Below are 20971 nucleotides of genomic sequence, written 5' to 3' on the forward strand. Positions count from 1 at the left end.
GCTACGGTGGATATCGGGTACAGTCCGAAGATCTGCGTGACTTAGGAAATGTCCGCTCTGAACAGGCAATTGGCGCCATGCGGCCGGGATCACACCGTCCGTTAACTTTGATAACGGAGTCGTTACTGTTTGTTCATTAGCTGGGGCAAGGATTACTAGGTATGACTCGGAGGCAAGTGATCGGATGGGTAGCTCTGCTGGCCTCGGTGCTTGCCGGGGCGGAGTTACTCAATCGAGTGCATTTTCCCGCACCACAGATGATCCTCGCGATCGTCGTCGGCGGCGCGCTGGCGTTGGCCGGGAAGTTGCCCGCGCCGATGCCTCGGCAATTGACCTGCGGTGTGCAGTCCATGCTCGGTGTGTTGATGGGCAGTTATCTGGAGATCTCGCTGCTGTCCAGCATCGGGTTGGCGCTGATCCCGGTGCTCGCGGTGACGGTGGCGACGCTGCTGATCAGCCTGCTGGTCGCGGTGGTGTTCGCCCGCTTCGCCCACGTGGAATTGCCGACCGCGACGCTCGGCCTGCTGGCCGGTGGTTCCGCGGCGGTGGTGGCGGTGGCCGACGATATGGACGCGGATCCGCGCCAGGTGGCGTTCATGCAATACCTGCGGGTCGCGCTGGTCGCGGTGAGTGCGCCCGCTCTCGGTGCGCTGCTGAACCACAGCGGCGATGGCATGAGCACCGAGCACGCGACGCTCGGCGCCTCGGTCACCAATCCTGATCTGCCGTTCTGGATGATCGTCGGCCGCGGTGATCAGGTCGCCGGGTTGTCCATCGCGGTCATGCTGTGCGTCGTCGGCACCAAGCTGGGCAAACGGCTCAGCCTGCCCAGCCCCGCGCTGATCGGGCCGATGCTGATGACCGCGGCGCTCACCGCGTTCGGCGTCAGCCACGGGTACGCGCCGACGAACCTGTTCAAGGATCTGCTGTTCGTGCTCATCGGCTTCGAGGTCGGCACCCGCTTCACCCGGACCGTCGTCCGCGAGATGGCACGGATGATCCCCGGCATGACGGTCACCATCGTCGCGCTGTCCGCCATCGTCGCAGGCCTGGCCTTCGCGGTCGCCACCTTCGTCGACCTCGAGCTGTCCGATATCTACCTGGCCACCACGCCCGGCGGTATCAACGCCGTGCTGGCCACCGCCGAGTCGATGGACGCCAACCTGCCGCTGATCACCTGTGTGCAGAGCATGCGCCTACTGCTGATGGTGCTGATGCTGCCGTTGCTGGCCAAGGGGATGCGCTGGTTCTCGGCGCGGCAACTGTCCATGCGAGAACCCGAACTAGTGGTCTGACCCGGCCTGCGCGGACACCATCCGGCCGGTTGCCTGCCGTTCTCCTCGTTCGACGCGAAGATTGTCCGTCCAGACCGGACACCCCTGCGCCACTAGGCTTTTCGCACCGCACCCACAATGAGATCCGTCCACTCGTCCGCCAGCGAGGCGAGCCGATACCACGCCGCGTGCACTCGGACATCGGACACTTTCTCGGCGGTGTGCAGCAGATGGCTCGCGTGCGCGTGGGCCGCGGCCATGCGGTCGACCGTGGCGCCGAGAGATTCGGTGCGCAGGTGCTCGGTGCAACTGCGGCGGGGCAGCTGGGTGGCCACCCAGGTATCGATGGCGGCGACCAATTCGGCGCGGCGGCAATCGATTCCGGCGGCCGCGAGCGGATTGCCGCGGCGCTGCCGGTGCAGGACGGCCAGCCTGCGGGCCCAGCCGATCAGCGGATGCTCGGCGTTCGGATCGCCCTCGCGGCTGCCGAAGGCGGCGACCAGTTCCCGTTGATCCGGCAGCGACCGAGCGGTGCCTCCGGTGGCCGGCAGCGCGCGATCACGCACGAACATCGCGGGCTCCCGGCGGCTGGTGATTCGTATCAGCGGCTGACAAGGTCTTCATCGTGCACCTCCGGGTGACGTCAGGCGGGAGGCATTGCCCTGATGCCGAATCCGAGATAAGACTGCGCCCCTTACCTCGGCGTGTCGGTGACATCGAGATGGCACCGTGATGACAGGTCGTAACAATCTTCTCCTCATCGCGTGGGACGGGTTGTGAGGAAGACCGACCAGTCGGGGGTGGCCGGAGTCGAGAGTACGGCTTCGGGTCACGGTTCGAGCGACCGGTCGCGCCGAAAGCCGCAATGTGGCAAATTATCTGCAAACGGAAGGTTCGAGTTATGCGGCCGGGGTATAACCGGCGTTGAAGCAGCCTCGGCAAACCGCCCTGGCTTAATCGGATAGCGAAGGGACGGGCATGTACACCTCCAGTTTGGCTATCGATTTCCAGAAGGGGTTCTCGGACGCGTGGAGTTCGGTGGCCACGTTCGTCCCCAAGCTGGCCGGATTCATCGTCATCTTGCTCATCGGCTGGATCGTCGCGAAGGTCGTTTCGACGATCGTGGACAAGGTGCTCGACCGGCTCGGCTTCGACCGCCTGGTCGAGCGCGGCGGCCTCAAGCAGATGATGTCGCGCAGCCGCTACGATGCCTCGGACCTGCTGGCGAAGCTCGCCTACTACGCAATCCTGTTGATCGCCCTGCAGCTCGGTTTCGGCGTGTTCGGCCCGAACCCGGTGAGCGATCTGCTCGACGGCATCGTCTCGTGGCTGCCGAAGGCCGCGGTCGCGATCATCATCGTGGTGATCGCGGGCGCGATCGCCTCCGCGGTGCGTGACCTGGTCGGCAACATGCTCGGCGGCTTGTCCTACGGCGCGATGATCGGCCGGGTCGCCGCGGTGTTCATCTGGGGCGTCGGCATCGTCGCGGCGCTGAACCAGATCGGGGTGGCCACGTCGGTCACCATGCCGATCCTGATCACGGTGCTCGCCACCATCGGCGGCGTCCTGGTGGTCGGCGTCGGCGGCGGCATGGTGCGGCCGATGCAGCAGCGCTGGGAGAACTGGCTGAGCGGGCTGGAAGAGGAGATGCCCGCGGTGAAGGGGCATGCGGAGGCGTACTCGCGTGGCCGTGAGGACGCGTCGCGCGAGCAGCTATGGATGGATCAGCAGGCCTCGCGCGGCCAGCACGCGCAGCAGTGGGATCAGGGCGCGATGCAGGGCGGCGGCGGTTCGTACGAGCAGTCCGGTGAGTACATGGGCTACCGCGATCCGGGCGAGCGGCGCTAGGCCGAACGACGAACGCGTCCGCCGTGGGCTCCGGCCTGCGGCGGACGCGCTATGTCAGGGGCCGATCAGGCGAATTGCTGAGACTGGTGCAGGCACACGCTCGCCAGCCGCAGCTGGACCCAGTCGGCGTTCGCCCAGCCGCCGAGATCGCCCGGTGCCGCGCCGGTCATCCCGTGCTCGGCGGCGGCCTCGCGCACCTGATCGAGGAGGCCGCGGGCGTAACCCGCGAGCAGCACGCTCATCGGCACCCGCGCGGCGCCCTCGACGCCGAGCTCGAGGATGTCGCGCACGGCCGCGGCGTGCTGATCCAGCGCCGCCGACAGCGCGGGCAGTTCCGCCGCCGCGGCCAGCGCCGGTACCCCGTGCGTCTTGTGCAGGCGGGTCAATATCTTGCGCGCCGACACTTCGAGCAACGCGGGGCCCAGCAAAAACATGTTCCTATGCTAGCAATCGGCGAGTCTTTATAAAACTGTGACGCTTGACCCAGTCTGTTTTGCCGGATAAGTGTGTTCCAGCAAACTTGCCGCACGAAAATCATTGTCGGCGAACCAGTTTCCCGGCCACCGCCGATAAATGCGACCGTTCGGTATTTATAGGTCGATCGCTCGGACTTTAGATGGCCGGGAACTGGTTCGCCCGACGCCGCTCGCTACCGGAACGCGTTGGCGTCGGTCAGCGCGCGGCCGAGCACCAGCTGATGCACCTCCGCCGTGCCCTCGTAGGTGAGCACCGACTCCAGGTTGTTGGCGTGACGCAGCACCGGATAGTCCAGCGTGATGCCGTTGGCGCCGAGGATGGTGCGGCACTCGCGGGCGATCGCGATGGCCTCCCTGGTGCTGTTCAACTTGCCCGCACTCACCTGCTCGGGAGTCACCGTGCCGCGATCCTTCAACCGGCCCAGGTGCAGGGCGAGCAGCTGCCCCTTGCCGAACTCCAGGGCCATGTTCGCCAGCTTCGCCTGGGTCAGCTGGTATCCGGCCAGCGGCTTGTCGAACACCTCGCGGGTGCGCGCGTATTCGATGGTCGAGGCCAGGCAGTCGCGGGCCGCGCCGAGCGCACCGAAGATGATGCCGAACCGCGCCTCGCTCAGACAGGCCAGCGGCGAGGCGAGCCCGCGCGACTCCGGCAGCACGGCATCGGCGGGCAGCCGGACATCGTCGAAGTCCAGTTCGGCGGTCACCGAGGCGCGCAGCGACAGCTTGCGATGCATCTCGCGCGCGCTGAATCCGGGCGTCCCGGCGGGCACCAGGAAGCCGCGGATCACCTGCCTGCCCTCGTCCTCGGTCTGCGCCCAGACCACCGCGATATCGGCCACCGAGCCGTTGGTGATCCACATCTTCGAGCCGTTGAGCACCCAGTCCGTGCCGTCGCGCTTGGCCCTGGTCCGCATGCCGCCGGGGTTGGAGCCGAAGTCGGGTTCGGTGAGTCCGAAGCAGCCGAGCGCGCGGCCGGCCGCCATCTCCGGCAGCCACTGCTGCTTCTGCTCCTCCGAGCCGTACTTGTGGATCGCGGTCATCGCCAGCGAACCCTGCACCGACACCATGCTGCGCACGCCGGAATCGACGGCCTCCAGTTCCTGGCAGGCCAGGCCGTACATCGTCGCCGACATGCCCGCGCACCCGTAACCCTCGAGATGCATGCCCAGCAGCCCGACCTCGCCCAGTTGCGGTGCGATCTCGCGAGCCGGGAAGGTGCCCTCCTCGAACCAGTCCGCGATGTGCGGTCGCAAGCGTTGATTCGCGAAGGTCGCGACGGCATCGCGGATCTCGCGCTCATCGTCGGACAGCAGGGAGTCGATCGCGAACAGTTCTTCCACAGTCACCATGCACTAAGCGTAATTGGGGGAGCGCCGGTGATATCGGGGTCTTCGGAGGTGCCCGTCATAATTTTTCCGGTGCAACCGCCCTAGCTGCGTAACTACGTCGGAACGGGGGCGGGATCGTCGGCGGAGTATCCATCTGGTACTACCGGGGGGTTGCCCGGAAATCGCCCCTGATTAGGCTGGGCGTATGAGTGAGCTGGGGTTCTCCACTAGAGCCGTCCACGCAGGATTCGATCCCGACCCGCAGACCGGCGCGGTGAACGTGCCCATCTATGCGAGTTCGACGTTCGCCCAGGACGGAGTCGGCGGTCTCCGTGGCGGTTTCGAATACGCCCGCACCGGAAACCCGACCAGGTCCGCGCTGGAAGCGAACCTCGCCGCGCTCGAATCCGGTACCTACGGCCGGGCGTTCGCGTCGGGCATGGCGGCCACCGACTGTGCCATTCGCGCCGTGCTGCGTCCCGGTGACCACATCGTCATCCCGGACGACGCGTACGGCGGCACCTTCCGGCTGATCGACAAGGTGTTCAGCCAGTGGGGCATCGAGCACTCGCCCGCGCACGTGTTCGACGTGGACGAGATGCGCGCGGCGATCCGGCCGAACACCAAGCTGGTGTGGGTCGAGACGCCGACCAACCCGCTGCTGAGCATCGGCGACATCCCGGCGCTCGCCGACATCGCGCACGGCGTGGGCGCGAAGCTGGTGGTGGACAACACCTTCGCCACCCCGTACCTGCAGCAGCCGCTGCTGCTCGGCGCCGACATCGTCACGCATTCGACCACCAAGTACCTCGGCGGCCACTCCGACGTGGTCGGCGGCGCGCTGATCACCAACGATCCCGAGCTCGACGCGGCGTTCGGCTTCCTGCAGAACGGCGCGGGCGCGGTGCCCGGACCGTTCGACGCCTTCCTCACCCTGCGCGGCACCAAAACCCTTGCCGTGCGGATGGATCGGCACTGCGACAACGCGGAGACCCTGGCCGAGTTCCTGACCAGGCATCCGGCCATCTCCCAGGTGATCTACCCCGGCCTGCCGGAGCACCCGGGCCACGCGGTCGCGGCCAAGCAGATGCGCCGGTTCGGCGGCATGATCTCGGTGCGCCTGCACGGCGGCCCGGACGCGGCCCGCGACTTCTGCTCGCGCACCAAGGTATTCACCCTCGCCGAGTCGCTGGGCGGGGTGGAATCGCTGATCGAGCACCCGGCGGCGATGACGCACGCGTCCACCGAGGGCTCCGTGCTGGAGGTGCCCGCCGATCTGGTGCGGCTGTCGGTCGGCATCGAGGACGCCGCCGACCTGCTCGCCGATATCGAGCAGGCGCTCGGCTAGGAACCGCAGCGATGACGAAACGGCCGCACCTCGGAAACGGGTGCGGCCGTTCGTGTCTCAGGGGAACTGGTCGGCCGGGTCGCTGCAGACCACGGCCGGAAGCCTCAGCTGTGGTACGGCTCCGCGCTGACCAGGGTGACCTTCATCGTCTTGCCGTTGGGCAGCGTGTACTCGCGGGTGTCGCCGACCTTGGCGTCGATCAGCGCGCCGCCGAGCGGGGACGCCGGCGAGTAGGTCTCCAGCTTGGAGTCGTTCAGGCCCTCTTCGCGGGTCGCGATGAGGAAGGTCTCGGTGTCGGATTCGTCGCCGTCGTAGTAGACCTTGACGACCGAGCCGGGGAGTGCGACGCCGGACTTGGTCGGCGCGACACCGACCTTGGCGTTGTTCAGCAGCTCCTGCAGCTGCCGGATGCGCGCCTCCTGCTGGCCCTGCTCCTCGCGCGCGGCGTGGTATCCGCCGTTCTCCTTGAGGTCGCCCTCTTCACGGCGTTCGTTGATCTCGGCAGCGATAACGGGACGATTGGCAATGAGCGCATCGAGTTCGCCCTTGAGCCTGTCGTGCGACTCCGGGGTCAGCCAAGTCACTTGCGTCTCAGTCATCTCGATCACTCCCTAGTAGTTGTTCCCGGCGGGCCGGGATTCCCTGATAACTGCCGCGGTACCCACCCGTGGGGCGGGCACGCACCAGTCGACGGCTAGAGCGATCCTGGGAAGTTCATCGAACCCCGACAGACCCTGGTTCCGGGCAAAGCTCATAATCCGGAACAGATAGCGCTGGCCGCCAATGCAGCAAACACGGCTCCGAACCCCGGAACCGTGTATCAGGCCATTTTAGCATGAATCACAAACGTGCAGGTCGGAGTTAATTTCGAGGAGAAATGGTACGGCAAAAGAGGCATATCACCCTGCTCGGAGATAGCTGGGAACCTGCCCACTACAGCCGTAGATACTGCTCGACGCCGGTCGAGACGAGGTCTTGACCGTGGTGGTCTGCTCGATCGTGCCGCTGGTAGACGGCTCGATCAGCACCTCGCGGCGGCCGACCTCGACACTGTCGCGCGCCATTGCGCGGACGAAACATACCGCAGCCTGTCCAGGGTCCTTGCGGGTGACCTTGATCCGGATCGTCATGGTCGCGTCGTCGACGACGGTGTAGCCGAGCTGCTCGGACTCGATGTCCTTCGGGCCGTACTTCTGGTATCCGATGAAGGCGACGCCGCACCCGAGCAGCACCACGACCACGCCGAGGACCAGCGGCAGCCAGCGGCGGTCGACAGGGGGCTTTGTCCCGTACCGGTCGGTTGGCCTACTGCTCGTCGCCGGAACCGGGGCGTCGCTTCGATCGGTCACAAGGTCGCTCCCGGGGGGTAAGTCGGAACAAATGTCGGTCGAATGGAACTATAGGGAACGAAGACCCGACACCCGCGAGCGAGAGCGATGGTGAACGAGACGTGAGTGGCCTTCGCCTCATGGCGGTGCATGCCCACCCCGACGACGAATCGAGCAAGGGTGCCGCGACGACCGCCCGGTACGCCGACGAAGGACACGATGTCCTCGTCGTGACGCTGACCGGTGGCGAACGTGGCAGCATCCTGAACCCCGCGATGGACACCCCCGGTGTCCTGGACCGGATCAACGAGATCCGGCGCGAGGAGATGGCCGCCGCGGCGCGTGCGCTCGGCGTGCGCCAGCACTGGCTCGGTTTCATCGATTCCGGTCTGCCGGAGGGTGATCCGCTGCCGCCGCTGCCGGAAGGCAGCTTCGCGGTGGTGCCGCTGGCGGAGGCCACCGAGGCGCTCGTCCGGGTGGTCCGCGAGTTCAGGCCGCACGTGATGACGACCTACGACGAGCTGGGCGGCTACCCGCACCCGGATCACATCCGCTGCCACGAGGTGTCGGTCGCCGCGTACGAGGCGGCGGGCGACCCGGAACAGTTCCCCGACGCGGGCGAGCCGTGGACGCCGCTGAAGCTGTACTACGACCACGGCTTCACCGCCCGGCGGATGGAGATCTTCGCCGAGGAGTACGAGCGGATGGGTGAGCCGTTCCCGCTGCAGGAATGGCTGGACCGGATGCGCAAGTACGTGCCGGAGCGCGGCGACGTGTTCTCCAGGGTGACCACGCAGATCGACTGCGCCAAGTACTTCCCGCAGCGTGACGACGCCCTGCGCGCGCACGCGACCCAGATCGACCCGAATGGCGCGTTCTTCGCCATTCCGCTGGAGCTGCAGCAGCGGCTCTGGCCGACCGAGGAGTTCGAACTGGCCAAGACCAGGGTCAAGACGGCGCTGCCGGAGACCGATCTGTTCGCAGGCATCGAAGACGAGCAGCGGTGATGCTGGTTCTGCTCGCCCAGGCGCCCGGCGGCACGCCCACCGGGCCGGAGTTCGGCAAGGCCTCCCCGCTCGGCCTGGTCATCATCCTGGTCCTGCTCGCAGGCACGGTGCTGCTGGTGCGTTCGATGAACAAGCACCTCAAGAAGCTGCCCGCGACCTTCGAGCCGGAACACCCGGAACCGGACCAGGAGGCCGACGAGGGGACCGAGCGCGGCATCACCAGCCGGCCCGAAGAGGCCGAGCCGGACGGCCGGGCCGAAAAGACCTGACGGCTGCACCGTCACGAATTCGACGCCGCGCGACACCATCTGGTGGAACGCGGCGTCGAATCGTTTGCGGCAGTTGCGGAAATCGGCCGGTTGAAGCGGCAATGGTGGCCTGGGTGGTCTGTCCGAATTTCAATCGGCGGTAACAGGTTTAAACGACACCTGAAGTGGATAACGAAATGAGTACGGTGGAGCTTAATCGGAAGTGGTTGTCAGCTTCACACGTCTGCATAGTGCGGTCTATGGTCACAACGCTGTCCGCACAACAGTTTTCAAACGTTGTGGGATGGGCGTTGCGTGCGCACCGAGCGCATTGCACACTGTAGCGAGATGTATTCGGCTCGCGCATCGGCTTAATCCACCGGCCACCGAGAAGCACACTGCTGGCAACCTAATTCGCCGCGAGCAGCTTTCGCAACGGCCTCCATATGTCGCCCGCCTGTGTTACCAATTCAGCCAGACCGCTCGACCGAAGGAAGCTCATGGAGAACGTGATCGGACAGATCGACCGTGCACTCGATGCGACGAGCCTGATCGTCGCCGCCTTGGACGAGAGCTCCATGGCGGCGCCGACGCCTTGCCGGGAGTGGGATGTGCGCACCGTGTTGAACCATATGGTGGGCAACATGCACCTCTTCGCGGCCGCGCTGAGCGGCACGGATTCGGGTGCCGATCATGAATCCGATTGGCTCGGCGGCGATCCGCAGGGCGCGTACGCGGCGGCGGCGGAGGTGGACCGGGCGGCCTGGCACCGGCCCGACGCGCTGGACAACACCGTGCACGTTTCGTTCGGCGCGCTGCCCGCACCGGCGGCGGCCCTTGTGCACCTCACCGAACTGGTTGTGCACGGCGTCGACCTCGCGGTCGCCATCGGCAGGCCCGAGCTGGCCGACGATGAGCTGTGTGGCGAACTTCTCGCCACCATGCAGGCCAGGGGTGGCATCGATCAGTTCCGGACCCCCGGCGTCTTCGACGCGGAAGTCTTTGTCGAAGCAGGGGAGCCCGCTCATCGCCGACTGCTCGGCTACGTCGGCCGGGAAGTGCTCGCGCGCACGCCGTAGCGCGGGTTAACGGATCCGCACCATGGTCGAGGCCGCGAGCAGCAACAGTTCGCGGTCGGCGATCTGCTGGTAGCCGAGCCGGCCACCATGGTTGCGGTGCAATGCGTGCTGCTCGGCATGCGCCGAGGACGTCGTCGCAGTGATATCTCGGGCTGCGTCGGCATTCCGGCGTGCGATGGAGAATATGCGCATGGCAATTCTGCCCTTTCGTTCAGCTGCAGGTATATCGACCCGATTTCCTAGGCACCCACCGTATTTCGGGCACACCAAGGAAACGTGTGCCACACCGTGGGTGCGTGTGTATGCGCACCGGAGTTCGCGGTATGTCACCGACGGCTCGTCCATATTCGAGCCGACGGTGGGTTAGCTCTATCGGTCGAGCTATCGGATCCGCCGATACGGTCGAATCGACCGTTACCCGCGCACCGGGCGCGTTGCGAACTGTATCCGGTCGAATTCGACCGGCGCATCCTATTTTTCGGTGACGCGGCGGACCGGGTGACGCAGGATGGTCTTGGCCTGCGCGGCCGGCACCCGCCGTGGATCGGAGAGATAGATCTCGTGATGGCGGCCGTTCATCGCGAGCCCCTCGGCAGTCATGAACGCGTCCATCTTCGCCAGGGTCTCCGGTTCGGTCGCATACGGACCCACATGCAGCACCTGAACGGCGTCACCTTCACTGAGCCGCTCAAAGGTTGCCCCGCGCACCATGTCCGCGGTGACGCCCTCCGGCATCCGGATCATCAACTGCCAATGCCATTCCGAGCGAGGCACCGTCAGCGGCGGTGCGTCGGACTCTACCCACCACAGCCCCTCCAGCTTCGCCACCACGAAATCGCGCCCACCCGCCTTGGCGATCTTCTTGGCACCGTACGCAGCTCGATAGAGCGCCTCGACGGCCTCGAGATACTCCGGACCTTCCGGAGCTCCCGAACCGGTGACCGTCACGTACCCGTAGCTGCCGAAGGTGCGCAGCGTCGGTTCGGTAGACGCGTGGTAGTAGTGCCTGTCGGTTTTGGCCAGGTCGAGTTTCATCCCGCCAGCCTCAACGCTCCAGCGCCGGGAGAGTCAAGCGTCTCGGATCGGCGACCACAGTGCCGCTGCTCACCTCGCCGTCAGCGTTAGCGATGCGGCCTGTGCATCTGCGCCAACCCCTGAACTGGGGGCATGGGGTGCTACCTGAGATGCGATGTGACTTGTATCATGGTTCTTCAGGCGGTGTTGTGCGAGAAAAAGTCGTAGATAGGGTTGAGCCGACGAAGTAAGGGTGAGGTGACTGGAGATGTTGCAGAGTTTCCGTTTCGCGAATCATCGTTCGTTCCGGGATGAGCAACAGCTGAACCTCATGCCGGCGTTCCCCGGTGACTATCCGGACGCAGAGGTTCGCCCAGTTCCGGTTGTCGGCGTCTTCGGTGGGAACGCTTCCGGGAAGTCGAACGTGCTCGACGCACTCGATTTCATGCGGCGTTTCGTGCTGGGGTCTGATCGCGACGTGGAGCCGGGCCAAGGGTTGCGGCGCAACCCCTTCCAGTTGGTGCGCGCTGCACAGCTGGAGCCCTCCCGGTATGTCGTGGACTTGTTACTCGGCGGTGAGCATCACGCCTATGGTTTCACTATCGACAACAACGAAGTTCTCGAAGAATGGCTCTACTACTATCCTCGGACCGACCGTTATCATAAATCTGGTCGAGAGCAATTGATCTTTGCGCGCATCGGCGATGACTTCGAATTGGGGCCAGATTATCGCAGTCACAGTGATCTGAGAGATATCGCTGGATTCACCGCGCCAACCGCGCTCTATTTATCTACTGCGGCACGGTTCAAGCTTCGTGTTCGACGGGGTGGCGGAACAGACGAGAATCGGCTACCGGACCCGTTGCACGACGCGTACCGGTGGTTTCGCGCAATACGGACGCGCCGAGGGTCTTCTGGTCTGATGCTGCCGCCCGGACCTCCGGGCACATTTCATGATGACAGGTTGCGCGACAGGCTTGCGGGTTTGCTGCGAGTTGCTGATTTCGGTATTGCCGGTATCGAACTCGCTCCCGGTGATCCTGATGCGAGGCGATTGGTCCAGGAACTGACCGAGGCAGGCGAACACCTGAAGGCTCAGGCTATCCGCGCCGCCACTCGCGATCGGCTGCTTTTCCGGCACAAGGGGGCGGATGGTGATGTCCTGATGGAATTCGATGATGAGTCGCGAGGTACTCGCCAACTCCTAGAACTCGGCGTGGACGCGATCGACGTACTCGACCGCGGCGGTCTCCTGGTAGTCGACGAGATCGACGTCAGCCTGCACCCTTTGCTATCTGCGACGTCGGTAGAGCTGTTCCGGTCGCCATTGACCAATCCGCATGGCGCGCAGTTGATTTTCACCAGCCATGATGCTGCTCTGCTCGGACATCTGGACGGTGAAGAGGTATTGAAGAGGGACGAGATCTGGTTCACGGAGAAGGGCGATGACGGCAGATCCTTGTTGTACTCGCTGTCCGAGTTCAAACCGCGAAAGAACGGGGAGAATCGCGAGCGGCGGTACCTGAACGGTAGTTACGGAGCGGTACCGGATATCTCCTCGGACCTGCTCGCCCAGGCGATGCGGGGCAGAGGAGGGGCCGATGGCAGCGCGACAGAGTAATCAACAACCTCGGCGACCTGTCCGAGTGGGTCAAGGGCGCACAACGTCGCTTGATCGAGCAATCGCTGTCCGCGAGTCAGCTATCTTTATATTGGTGACGACGAACGGGGCGAAGACCGAGAAGGTATACCTTCAGGCAGTCGTGCAGGAGCCATGGGTCAGCGCGCGTATCAAAAAGAAAAAGGTCCAGTTCATCAACAGCGGACCGAGTGAGCTGGTCCGGAAAACTTCGCAGACCCGTCGCCGGATCGGATTCGATCGAGCATTCGCGGTTGCGGACAGAGACGATTTCGATGTAGACAGCGCACTTAAGATCGCTCAGGACGTAGGTGTCTCTCTGCTGATCTCCAACCCGTGTTTCGAGGCATGGTTGGTGCTGCATTTCGCGGATTGTCGAAAGTACCTCGAGGACGGCGACGCGGCCCAGCAGAGGTTACGGAAGTATCTGCCTGCATATGAGAAGGAGAAGCTCGCATTCGGGGACTTCGCACCTTTCGTACAGGACGCGGCGGACCGGGCGCGAGCGAACAGCGATGCACCGGGCCAGAACCCCTCCAGCCTGTTGTGGATGTTGATCGATGTGTTACGTGATGTGCCAGGAGCAGATAGCTGCTGAGCGCAGGTCGCAGAAGCGTGCCGGTAGAGGTATCGAGAGCCATTCGAGTGAGCGGGCGGCAGCACGGGTGTTTCAGCGACTCGATGGACAACACAACGCGACCGACTGGACCATCGCCGGGACTAGGCGATGTGGCAGGTTGGGGAGTTGTGCGGGAGTTCTTTCGGGATGTCGGGGTGCGGGGGTGGGTGCATGCTCGGTGCTTCGGCTGCGGTGCGGAGGCGGGGGTGGGGGCGGACGAGCCGGTGGTGCTTGCGTCGGTGGTGAAGGTGCTGCTGGTGCTGGAGTTCGCTCGGCAGGTGGTGGCGGGGCAGGTGGATCCGGCCGATCGGGTGCGGGTGGGCGGTGCGGATCGGCTCGGTGGGGTCGGTACGGCCGGTTGTCACGATGATGTGGAGCTGAGCCTGCGGGATGCTGCGTTCTTTGCGCTCACGTTGAGCGACAACACCGCCGCCGACCTGCTGTTCGACCGGGTGGGCATCGATAATGTGCGGTCGCTGGTGCGCGAGCTCGGTCTCGCGGGCACCAGGATCGTCGGCGCACCGCGGAACATCGTGCAGAGCATGGCCGAGGACATCGGGGCGCGTGATGCCGCCGAGTTCGCCGCGCGGTTCCCGGCGCTCACCGCCGCGGAGATCCTCGGCACCCGTGCCCTGGATCCCCATCGGACCACCGCGAGCACGCCGCGTGCGATGACCCGCCTGCTCACCCTCATCGGTCAGGATCGCGCGGGTCCGGCCGAGGCGTGCCGGTGGGTGCGCGATCTCATGCGCCAGCAAGTGAATTGGCATCGGCTCGCCGGCGCGTTCCCGCCGGAGGTGCGGGTGTGGGCCAAGACCGGCACGCTGCCCGGAGTGCGCAACGAGATCGGGGTGCTCGAGTACCCGGACGGAAGTCGTTATGCCGTAGCGGTATTCACCAGGGCGGACACCGTCGCCCAACGGCTACCCGAGGTGGATCGCGCCATCGGCGCCGTCGCCGCGCACGCGATCGGCAGCATCTCGCACGGATGTACCTCGCCGGCACTCGGCTCCACTGCGGCGGGTGCGCTACCGCTTCGGCACGCTCGCTGACGACCGCTCACGGCCTGCCGTACACCACATTCCACGGTCGTTGCGGCGCGGCCTGAACATCTGCGGGCCGAGATGTGCCGTCGCCCTGCACAACTCGCGCGATCAGCTCGGCCAGTTCGGGCGCCAGCGGATGCGGTGCCGTCGCGGGCCAGGCGAGCGAGAGCCGCCAGCTCAGCGTACCCTCCGGTAGCGGCCGCCAGACGACCCTCGGTTCCTTCTGCGCCACCATGCCCTGATCGAAGGCGACGCCACGGCCGGAAAGCACCATGCCGAGCACGAATTCGGGATTGCGGGCATGCTGCACCCGCGTCGGTTTGAAACCGTGTTCCCAGCAGGTGCGCAGCGTCGCGTCGTAGAGTCCGGGTGCGGCCGCCCGCGGGAAGATCACCAAACCGAGCCCGGCCAGATCGGCGAGGGTGAGCGAAGACCGTACGGCCAGTGGCGAATCGCGGGGCAGCACCACGCCGACCGGAGTGTCCACGGCGGGACCGAGTTCGAGGCCGACCACGTCGACCGGATGCTGCAGCAGTCCGGCGTCCAGTTGGCGGTCGGCGAGCAGGCGAACCTGCTCGGCAGTGGTCAGCTCCTGTAGATCCACGCGTACCTCGCGACTTTCGAACGCGGTGAGGATCGCGGCGAGCACCCGCCCGGCCAGTTCGGGCGGCACACCGACGCGCACCGCGTCCATCTCGCCCCGATGCGCCTTGCCGACCAGTGAGGTCGTGCGCTCCCAGCGGGCGAGCAGATCGCGGGACTCGGCGAGCAGGATCTGGCCCGCCTCGGTGAGCTCGACCCGGCGGCTGTCCCGGTCGAACAGCCGGGCGCCGAGATCGGTTTCGAGCTTGCGGATGCGCTGGCTCAACGGTGGTTGGGCGATGCCGAGGCGCTCGGCGGCCCGGCCGAAATGAAGTTCTTCGGCGACGGCAACGAAATACCGCAGCTGACGCAGCATGTCCACGCTGCGACGATATCGTTTTCGATATCGCCGAGTAGGCCGGCTGGTCTTGGACAGCGGCGGCGAACGTGTGTTTCGGTGCTCGCATGACAGGTTTCGGACGGCGAAATTTCTTCGGTGTGACTGCGGGCGCTGCGTTACTGGCCGGTGTAATGGCATGTGGTGGAAAGGAATTCGCGGGCCCGGCGGCGAGCAGTCCGGCTCCGGCGCCTGGCGGTGTGACCCTGCGCTGGTGGGGCAACAACGGCTGGGAGATCCGGCTGCCCGGCGGCAAGACGGTGTTGATCGACCCGTGGCTGACCAGGTTCCATACCGGTACCTATACCGATGCGGGCGCCGACCCGAACACCCCGATCACCGTCGATACGGCGCTCATCGACCACTACGTGGACAACGGGGAACTGCGCGCCGACCACATCCTGGTCACCCACGGTCACTACGACCACCTCACCGACGTGCCGTACCTGGCGAAGAAGACCGGTGCCACGGTGCTCGGCACCGAGACCCATCTCAATCTGCTGATGGCGCTCGGCGCACCCGAGGACCAGCTCTCGATCGCCACCGGCGGCGAGTACCTCCGCTTCGACGGCTACACCATTCGCGCACTGCGCTCGTTGCATTCGGCCTCCGGTGCCAGGGCGGAGGTGGCGTTCGCCGGTACCAGGCCCGGTCTGGGGGCGGGAAAGTTACCGGAGCCCAGGGTGATTCGCGATCTGGTCGAAGGCGGCACGCTGGCCTACGAGGTGGGCGGCGGCGGGGTGAGCGTGCTGAACTTCGGCGGTTCGAACTATATCGAGTCCGAGCTGGCCGGCCTGCACCCGGACGTGCTGCTGTTGCCCGCGGGCGGCGGCAAGATCTACGACTACGTCGCGCGGTTGCTGCGCGTCACCGGCAACCCACGCTATGTAATTCCCACGCACTGGGACGATTTCGACTATCCGCTCGCCGAGCCCGCGCGAGACTGGGGTGGTCTCGAATCGTTGCGCAAGGCGGTCGCTCAGTCCAGTCCTACCAGCGAGTTCGTCACCGTCGACCATCTGAAGACCTTCACTCCTCGAGGTTAAGCCGTGATCGATGGTGATCGAACAGTGATCCGTTGCTGACGGCGGTTGCGGTTTTCTTGTTACGGGACGACATGGCGGTCCCACCGGTATGAAAGGACATCACAATGGCTTACGCAGGCCCCGTGGGCGTTCGGGCGCCCTGGACCCAGCCACAAGTTCGTTACTACGACGGCGGTTTCGAGCAGGTGCTGTCGGAGCAGGAGACCGCGAGTGCGCTGTCCGTCATGCGGGCCAAGGTTTTCCCGGCGGGCGCACCGCCGCTGCACTTCCACACCAGAGAAGACGAATTCTGGGTCATCCTGTCCGGGCGGGTCCGGTTCTGGATCGGTGGGTACTCGTTGACGGAGTGCGCCGTCTCCGAGGCCGGTCCCGGCGCTTTCGTCTACGGTCCACGCAATATTCCGCATACCTTTCAGACCATCACCGAGGAGAGCGAGGTGCTGGTCGGCAGTACACCGGGTGCGATCGAAGGCTACTTCAAGGGCGTCGGCGCGGCCGAGGCCCGAGAACACGACAAGCAGGCCGAACTGCTCGTCAGCTACGGAGTCACCATCGTCGGCCCGCCACCGGTCTGGTCCGACTGGAACTGACGGGTGCGCCGCGGAAGGGCATGCATGGATGCGGCCGAGCACGTTCGGGTGATAGCGCGGCGACGTGGCGGATGCCACCGTCCGTGAGCACATGGTGAGGGTTTGGTGAGCGCGGCAGGCGAATGTCTGTGTCAAGAAAACAAACCCGAGCACAGGAGTTCTCATGTCTCAGTTCGCCCTCGTTACCGGCGCTTCTCGCGGAATCGGTCGCGCCATTGCCCTGCGATTGGCAGCGAACGGCGCGGCGGTCGCAGTGCACTACGGACACGACGACGAAGCGGCGGCGCAGACCGTCGCGGACATCGGCGCGGCGGGTGGGCAGGCATTCGCTCTCCGCGCCGACGTGAGCACGCCCGCCGGAATCGATGCGCTGTTCGCCGAGCTGACCGAGCGCCTGCCGGACGGGCGGCTCGACATTCTGGTGAACAATGCGGGCGGCGGCGGTGGCAACGGCTCGATCGAACAGCTGACCCCGGCGGCGGTGGACAGCCTCTTCGCGGTGAATGTCGCCGCGCCGCTGTTCATTTCGCAGCGGGCGATACCGCTGCTGCGCGATGGCGGTCGCATTGTCAATATCTCCTCGTGCGCACCGCGGGTGGCGGCACCATCGCAGGTGGCCTATGCGATGAGCAAAGGAGCGATCGATGTGCTCACCAAAACCCTTGCGGTGCAGCTCGGTCCGCGCGGCATCACCGTGAACGCGGTGGCCGCCGGTGCCACCGAGACCGAGGGGATGGCCGCCTTCTTCGATGCCAATCCGCAGGTGTGGGCGAGCATCGGTGCCATGACCGCGCTGGGCCGGGTAGGGCAGCCCGCCGATATCGCCGATGCGGTGGCCTTCCTCGCCTCCGCGGACGCCCGCTGGATCACCGCCAATGTGGTCGATGTGAGCGGCGGCACCGCCATCAGCCCGGCCATCGGCGCCCAGTAGCCGGCCATCCGGTAGCTCGGAGATTGCGCGAGCATACTGTGCATTGTGCAGTTCGGAATCCTCGGTCCCATCGAAGTCCGCCTGGCCGACGGGAGTCCGATCACGGTCGGCGGCCCGCAGGTGCGGGCGTTGGTGGCGCTGCTTGCGCTCGACGCCGGTCGCGTCGTGTCGCGGGATCGGTTGATCGACGGTCTCTACGGGGCGCGGCCACCCGCCAACGCCGGGCATGCGCTGCAGGCGCAGGTATCGCGACTGCGTGGTGCGCTGCGCAAAGCCGGCCTTACCGAGGAGATCGTCGAGTCTTCGGCTGCCGGGTATCGATTGACGGTGGCACTGGAAGACGTCGATGCGCATCGGTTCGCCCAACTCGCCCAGGACGGTCGAAAGGCCGTGCACGACAAGGATTTCGCCACCGCTGCCGTCTTGCTGGACGAGGCGGCGCGGCTGTGGCGCGGCCCGGCCTTCGCCGATGTGGTGGACGCGCCCTTCGCCGCGGTGCAGGCGGTTCGCCTCACCGAGGTGTGGCTCGCGGCGCTGGAGGATCGCGCGGCGGCGGCGGTGGCGCTGGGCGATCACCGCGCAGCGCTGGTGCGCCTGCCCGAAATCGTTGCGGCGCACCCGCTTCGAGAGCGGGCACGGGCCCTGCTGATGCGGGCACTGTACGGGGCGGGGCGGCAGGCGGAGGCGCTGGCGTTGTTCGAGCAGGGGCGCGAGCTGCTCGCCGAGGAATTGGGGGCCGACCCTTCGACGGAATTGGCCCAGGCGCATCTGGCGATCCTGCGCGCCGATGCCGCACCGGAACGTGCGCTCCGGCGGCTGCCGACGCCGTTCACCGGATTCTTCGGGCGCGATACGGAATTGGCGCGGGTAGCGCTGCTGCTCGCGCAGTCTCGGCTGCTGACACTGACCGGTCCCGGCGGGACCGGCAAGACGCGATTGGCCCTGGAAGTCGGCGCTCGCACCGAGGGGCCGGTCTGCTTCGTGGACCTGGCCCCGCTGGTGGACGGGGCGCAGGTGGTCCAGGCGGTGGCCGCGGCGTTGGGTGGACGCGAGAGCACCGGGCGAGCCCCGGGGGAGCCCCGCGACGTCGAGAGCCGGGTGCGCTCGATGCTCGCCGAACGACCGCAGCTGATCATTTTCGACAATTGCGAGCATCTGATTCTCGACGCCGCCCGCCTGCTGCACCGGCTGCTGCTCGGCTGCCCGGGGTTGCGCGTGCTGGCCACTAGCCGAGAACCCTTGCGGATCACCGGCGAAACCGTTTTCCCGGTCGGGCAACTATCCGTCGCCGCGGCTGATGCCACCTTGGCCGAGCAGCTCGACTGTGCGGCCGTCCGGTTGTTCGCCGATCGGGCCGCCGCCGCGCGACCCGGCTTCGCCGTGGATGCCGCGACGATCGGCGAGGTCCGGCGCGTGTGCGCCCGCCTCGACGGGTTACCGCTGGCCCTCGAACTCGCCGCCGCCCGGCTGCGCACCCTCGAGCTCGACGAGATCGATGCGCGCCTGGGTGACCGCTTCCGGCTGCTCGCCCGCGGTGACCGCACCGCCGAGCCCCGCCATCGCACCTTGCAGGCCGTGGTCGACTGGAGCTGGGAACTCCTGGCCCCGGCCGAACGGCTACTGGCCCAACGGTTCTCGGTCTTCGCGGGCGGAGCCACTGCGCGGACCGCGCGCGATGTCTGCGATATCGATGATGCCGATGAACTGCTCGACGATCTGGTCGACAAATCGTTGGTGGAAGTAGCGGGTGGCCGCTACCGAATGCTGGAGACCATTCGTGAATTCGCGCGGCGGCAGGCGATCGACGCGGGCGAGCACGACCGGCTGCTGGACGCGCACGCGCGGTACTTCACCGACCTCGCCGAGCGTGCCGACCCGCTGCTGCGCGGGGCCGACCAGCTGGATTGGCTGGCCACGCTGGCCGCCGATGACGGCAATCTGCAAGCGGCGCTGCACTGGGCGGCGCGTTCCGATCCGCGGCTGGCACAACGGCTTATCGCCGCGCTGGCGTGGTACTGGTGGTTGAGTGGTCGGCCCGGTGACGCGGTCGAAATGGCCGAACAGCTACTGCCCCAACTCGATCCGGCATCCGTCGAGGAATACGCGTTATGCGCGGCGGTGGCGGCGCGGGGCGGCGGCGAGTCGCGCGCGGCGGTCGAACGCGCGGCCGCGGCGGTATCTGAATCCCGAACCCCGCTGCGGCGACCGCATCTGGTGTTTCTGCTCGCGATCGCGGGTGGTATGGCAACCGTCGATCCGGATCGCGCACGACTGCTCTTCGGGCCGGACGCATGGTCGCGAGCCTTCCTCCGATTGGGTGATGGGCTGCGGCTGCTGATGTCCGGGCGCATGCCCGACTCCGAGGCTGAATTCCGCAGTGCCCTAGCCGGTTTCCGTGCGACCGGCGACCGGTGGGCGATCGCCACGGCGCTCGACAAACTCGCGGCGGTCGCCGACTGGCGCGGCGATCGACCGGCCGCCCTGACCCTGATCGATGAGGCCGTGCAGCGCTACACCGAACTGGGCACCGTCGACGACACCGCCGATCTGCTCAACCGTCGCGGTGACATCTTGGCGGGCAGTGACTCCGCTGCCGCCCGCGCCGCCTACGAACGCGCCGCCGAACTGGCCGGCTCGGTGGGCGCGACGGATATGCGCGCCAATGCGATTCGCGGGCTCGGCGATCTGGACCGATCCGGCGGAGACTTGCCGAGCGCTCGTGCGCAATACACCGCGGCCCTGAACCTGGTAGCCGAAGGCTCGGTGGGTGCGGTCGAGGCCCGAGCCCGCGCACTCATCGGCCTCGGTTGGGTCGACACCGCCGAGGGTGACCTGGCGGCGGGACGCGCCACCCATCGCACGGCCTTCGAGCTCGCCCATCGCCATCAGCTGCGACCGGTGGCGGCCTCAGCCGTCGAGGGCTTGGCCGGAGTGGCCGCCACGTGCGGCGACGCGGAACGCGCGGCCCACCTGCTCGGCGCCGCCGAAGCGTTGCGTGGTCTGCGCTCGATGGGCGATGGCGACGTCGCCCGCATCACCGCTGAAACCCGCTCCGCCCTGGGCGAATCCGGCTTCCTCATGGCCTTCGGTAAAGGCCGCGGATACTCCGTCGAGCAGGTGGTCGCGCTGGTCGGTGAGTGACGGTGAGCCGATGGTGAGCCCGTGGTGAGC

The 20971-nt window shown here is 66.4% G+C and carries 21 protein-coding genes; 13 read left to right on the forward strand and 8 right to left on the reverse strand.

Annotation, left to right across the window (positions count from 1 at the left end):
- Window positions 1-161 precede the first annotated feature (161 nt).
- Entirely contained in the window at window positions 162-1295 is a 1134-nt protein-coding gene (locus ACFWF1_RS19725) for an AbrB family transcriptional regulator (protein WP_379280885.1), read from the forward strand.
- A gap of 92 nt (window positions 1296-1387) precedes the next feature.
- Here the strand turns inward: ACFWF1_RS19725 and ACFWF1_RS19730 are convergent, their stop codons facing one another.
- The gene (locus tag ACFWF1_RS19730; RefSeq protein WP_379280884.1) at window positions 1388-1846 is read right to left on the reverse strand and encodes a DUF4254 domain-containing protein; all 459 of its coding nucleotides are present in this window, start codon (window positions 1844-1846) and stop codon (window positions 1388-1390) included.
- 406 nt (window positions 1847-2252) lie between these two features.
- Here ACFWF1_RS19730 and ACFWF1_RS19735 point away from each other — a divergent pair, with 406 nt between their 5' ends.
- Window positions 2253-3122 carry a hypothetical protein gene (locus tag ACFWF1_RS19735; RefSeq protein WP_379280883.1) on the forward strand — a complete coding sequence of 290 codons (870 nt, stop codon included), beginning with the start codon at window positions 2253-2255 and terminating at the stop codon, window positions 3120-3122.
- 65 nt (window positions 3123-3187) lie between these two features.
- Here the strand turns inward: ACFWF1_RS19735 and ACFWF1_RS19740 are convergent, their stop codons facing one another.
- The gene (locus tag ACFWF1_RS19740) at window positions 3188-3556 is read right to left on the reverse strand and encodes a DUF6401 family natural product biosynthesis protein (RefSeq protein WP_379280882.1); all 369 of its coding nucleotides are present in this window, start codon (window positions 3554-3556) and stop codon (window positions 3188-3190) included.
- 215 nt (window positions 3557-3771) lie between these two features.
- Window positions 3772-4947 (reverse strand): acyl-CoA dehydrogenase family protein, encoded by a 1176-nt coding sequence (locus ACFWF1_RS19745; protein WP_379280881.1) that lies wholly within the window; start codon window positions 4945-4947, stop codon window positions 3772-3774.
- Between the two features lie 184 nt (window positions 4948-5131).
- Between ACFWF1_RS19745 and ACFWF1_RS19750 the strand changes: the two genes are divergently transcribed.
- Entirely contained in the window at window positions 5132-6274 is a 1143-nt protein-coding gene (locus ACFWF1_RS19750) for a cystathionine gamma-synthase (protein ID WP_379280880.1), read from the forward strand.
- Window positions 6275-6378: 104 nt separating this feature from the next.
- Here ACFWF1_RS19750 and greA read toward each other — a convergent pair whose 3' ends face one another.
- On the reverse strand, window positions 6379-6873 hold the full coding sequence (gene greA, locus ACFWF1_RS19755; protein WP_040738717.1) for a transcription elongation factor GreA: 495 nt from the start codon (window positions 6871-6873) through the stop codon (window positions 6379-6381).
- Window positions 6874-7173: 300 nt separating this feature from the next.
- The gene (locus tag ACFWF1_RS19760) at window positions 7174-7623 is read right to left on the reverse strand and encodes a DUF4307 domain-containing protein (RefSeq protein ID WP_379280879.1); all 450 of its coding nucleotides are present in this window, start codon (window positions 7621-7623) and stop codon (window positions 7174-7176) included.
- 119 nt (window positions 7624-7742) lie between these two features.
- On the opposite strand from ACFWF1_RS19760, the gene mca reads away from it, so the two are divergent.
- The 3 genes from mca (at window position 7743) to ACFWF1_RS19775 (ending at window position 9936) form a co-directional block, all read left to right on the forward strand.
- The gene (gene mca, locus ACFWF1_RS19765; RefSeq protein WP_379281209.1) at window positions 7743-8609 is read left to right on the forward strand and encodes a mycothiol conjugate amidase Mca; all 867 of its coding nucleotides are present in this window, start codon (window positions 7743-7745) and stop codon (window positions 8607-8609) included.
- On the forward strand, window positions 8609-8878 hold the full coding sequence (locus ACFWF1_RS19770; RefSeq protein ID WP_379281208.1) for a hypothetical protein: 270 nt from the start codon (window positions 8609-8611) through the stop codon (window positions 8876-8878). Before mca ends, ACFWF1_RS19770 begins: the two co-directional genes overlap by 1 nt.
- Before the next feature lie 479 nt (window positions 8879-9357).
- Window positions 9358-9936 (forward strand): TIGR03086 family metal-binding protein, encoded by a 579-nt coding sequence (locus tag ACFWF1_RS19775; protein WP_379280878.1) that lies wholly within the window; start codon window positions 9358-9360, stop codon window positions 9934-9936.
- 6 nt (window positions 9937-9942) lie between these two features.
- Here ACFWF1_RS19775 and ACFWF1_RS19780 read toward each other — a convergent pair whose 3' ends face one another.
- Together ACFWF1_RS19780 and ACFWF1_RS19785 are read right to left on the reverse strand one after the other, a co-directional pair.
- Window positions 9943-10128, reverse strand: coding sequence for a hypothetical protein (locus ACFWF1_RS19780; protein ID WP_379280877.1), 186 nt, complete (start codon window positions 10126-10128; stop codon window positions 9943-9945).
- 279 nt (window positions 10129-10407) lie between these two features.
- Complete coding sequence (locus ACFWF1_RS19785) at window positions 10408-10971, reverse strand: GyrI-like domain-containing protein (RefSeq protein ID WP_379280876.1); 564 nt, start codon at window positions 10969-10971, stop codon at window positions 10408-10410.
- A 247-nt stretch (window positions 10972-11218) separates the two neighbouring features.
- Between ACFWF1_RS19785 and ACFWF1_RS19790 the strand changes: the two genes are divergently transcribed.
- The 3 genes from ACFWF1_RS19790 (at window position 11219) to ACFWF1_RS19800 (ending at window position 14260) form a co-directional block, all read left to right on the forward strand.
- Entirely contained in the window at window positions 11219-12571 is a 1353-nt protein-coding gene (locus ACFWF1_RS19790) for an ATP/GTP-binding protein (protein ID WP_379280875.1), read from the forward strand.
- Window positions 12572-12665: 94 nt separating this feature from the next.
- Window positions 12666-13187: an RloB family protein gene (locus ACFWF1_RS19795; protein ID WP_379280874.1), complete on the forward strand. Its 522-nt coding sequence runs from the start codon at window positions 12666-12668 to the stop codon at window positions 13185-13187.
- Between the two features lie 188 nt (window positions 13188-13375).
- Window positions 13376-14260, forward strand: coding sequence for a serine hydrolase (locus ACFWF1_RS19800; protein ID WP_379322204.1), 885 nt, complete (start codon window positions 13376-13378; stop codon window positions 14258-14260).
- A gap of 7 nt (window positions 14261-14267) precedes the next feature.
- Here the strand turns inward: ACFWF1_RS19800 and ACFWF1_RS19805 are convergent, their stop codons facing one another.
- On the reverse strand, window positions 14268-15212 hold the full coding sequence (locus ACFWF1_RS19805) for a LysR substrate-binding domain-containing protein (RefSeq protein ID WP_379281207.1): 945 nt from the start codon (window positions 15210-15212) through the stop codon (window positions 14268-14270).
- Window positions 15213-15301: 89 nt separating this feature from the next.
- Between ACFWF1_RS19805 and ACFWF1_RS19810 the strand changes: the two genes are divergently transcribed.
- From ACFWF1_RS19810 to ACFWF1_RS19825, 4 genes are all read left to right on the forward strand, one after another.
- Window positions 15302-16279 carry an MBL fold metallo-hydrolase gene (locus ACFWF1_RS19810; RefSeq protein ID WP_379322200.1) on the forward strand — a complete coding sequence of 326 codons (978 nt, stop codon included), beginning with the start codon at window positions 15302-15304 and terminating at the stop codon, window positions 16277-16279.
- Window positions 16280-16383: 104 nt separating this feature from the next.
- Window positions 16384-16869 (forward strand): cupin domain-containing protein, encoded by a 486-nt coding sequence (locus ACFWF1_RS19815; protein WP_379280871.1) that lies wholly within the window; start codon window positions 16384-16386, stop codon window positions 16867-16869.
- A 163-nt stretch (window positions 16870-17032) separates the two neighbouring features.
- Window positions 17033-17800 (forward strand): SDR family NAD(P)-dependent oxidoreductase, encoded by a 768-nt coding sequence (locus tag ACFWF1_RS19820; protein WP_379280870.1) that lies wholly within the window; start codon window positions 17033-17035, stop codon window positions 17798-17800.
- A 45-nt stretch (window positions 17801-17845) separates the two neighbouring features.
- Window positions 17846-20941, forward strand: a complete 3096-nt coding sequence (locus ACFWF1_RS19825) for a BTAD domain-containing putative transcriptional regulator (RefSeq protein ID WP_379280869.1) — start codon at window positions 17846-17848, stop codon at window positions 20939-20941.
- The last annotated feature ends 30 nt before the right edge of the window (window positions 20942-20971 follow it).

Source organism: Nocardia sp. NPDC060255, assembly GCF_042727395.1.
Classification (GTDB): Bacteria; Actinomycetota; Actinomycetes; order Mycobacteriales; family Mycobacteriaceae; genus Nocardia.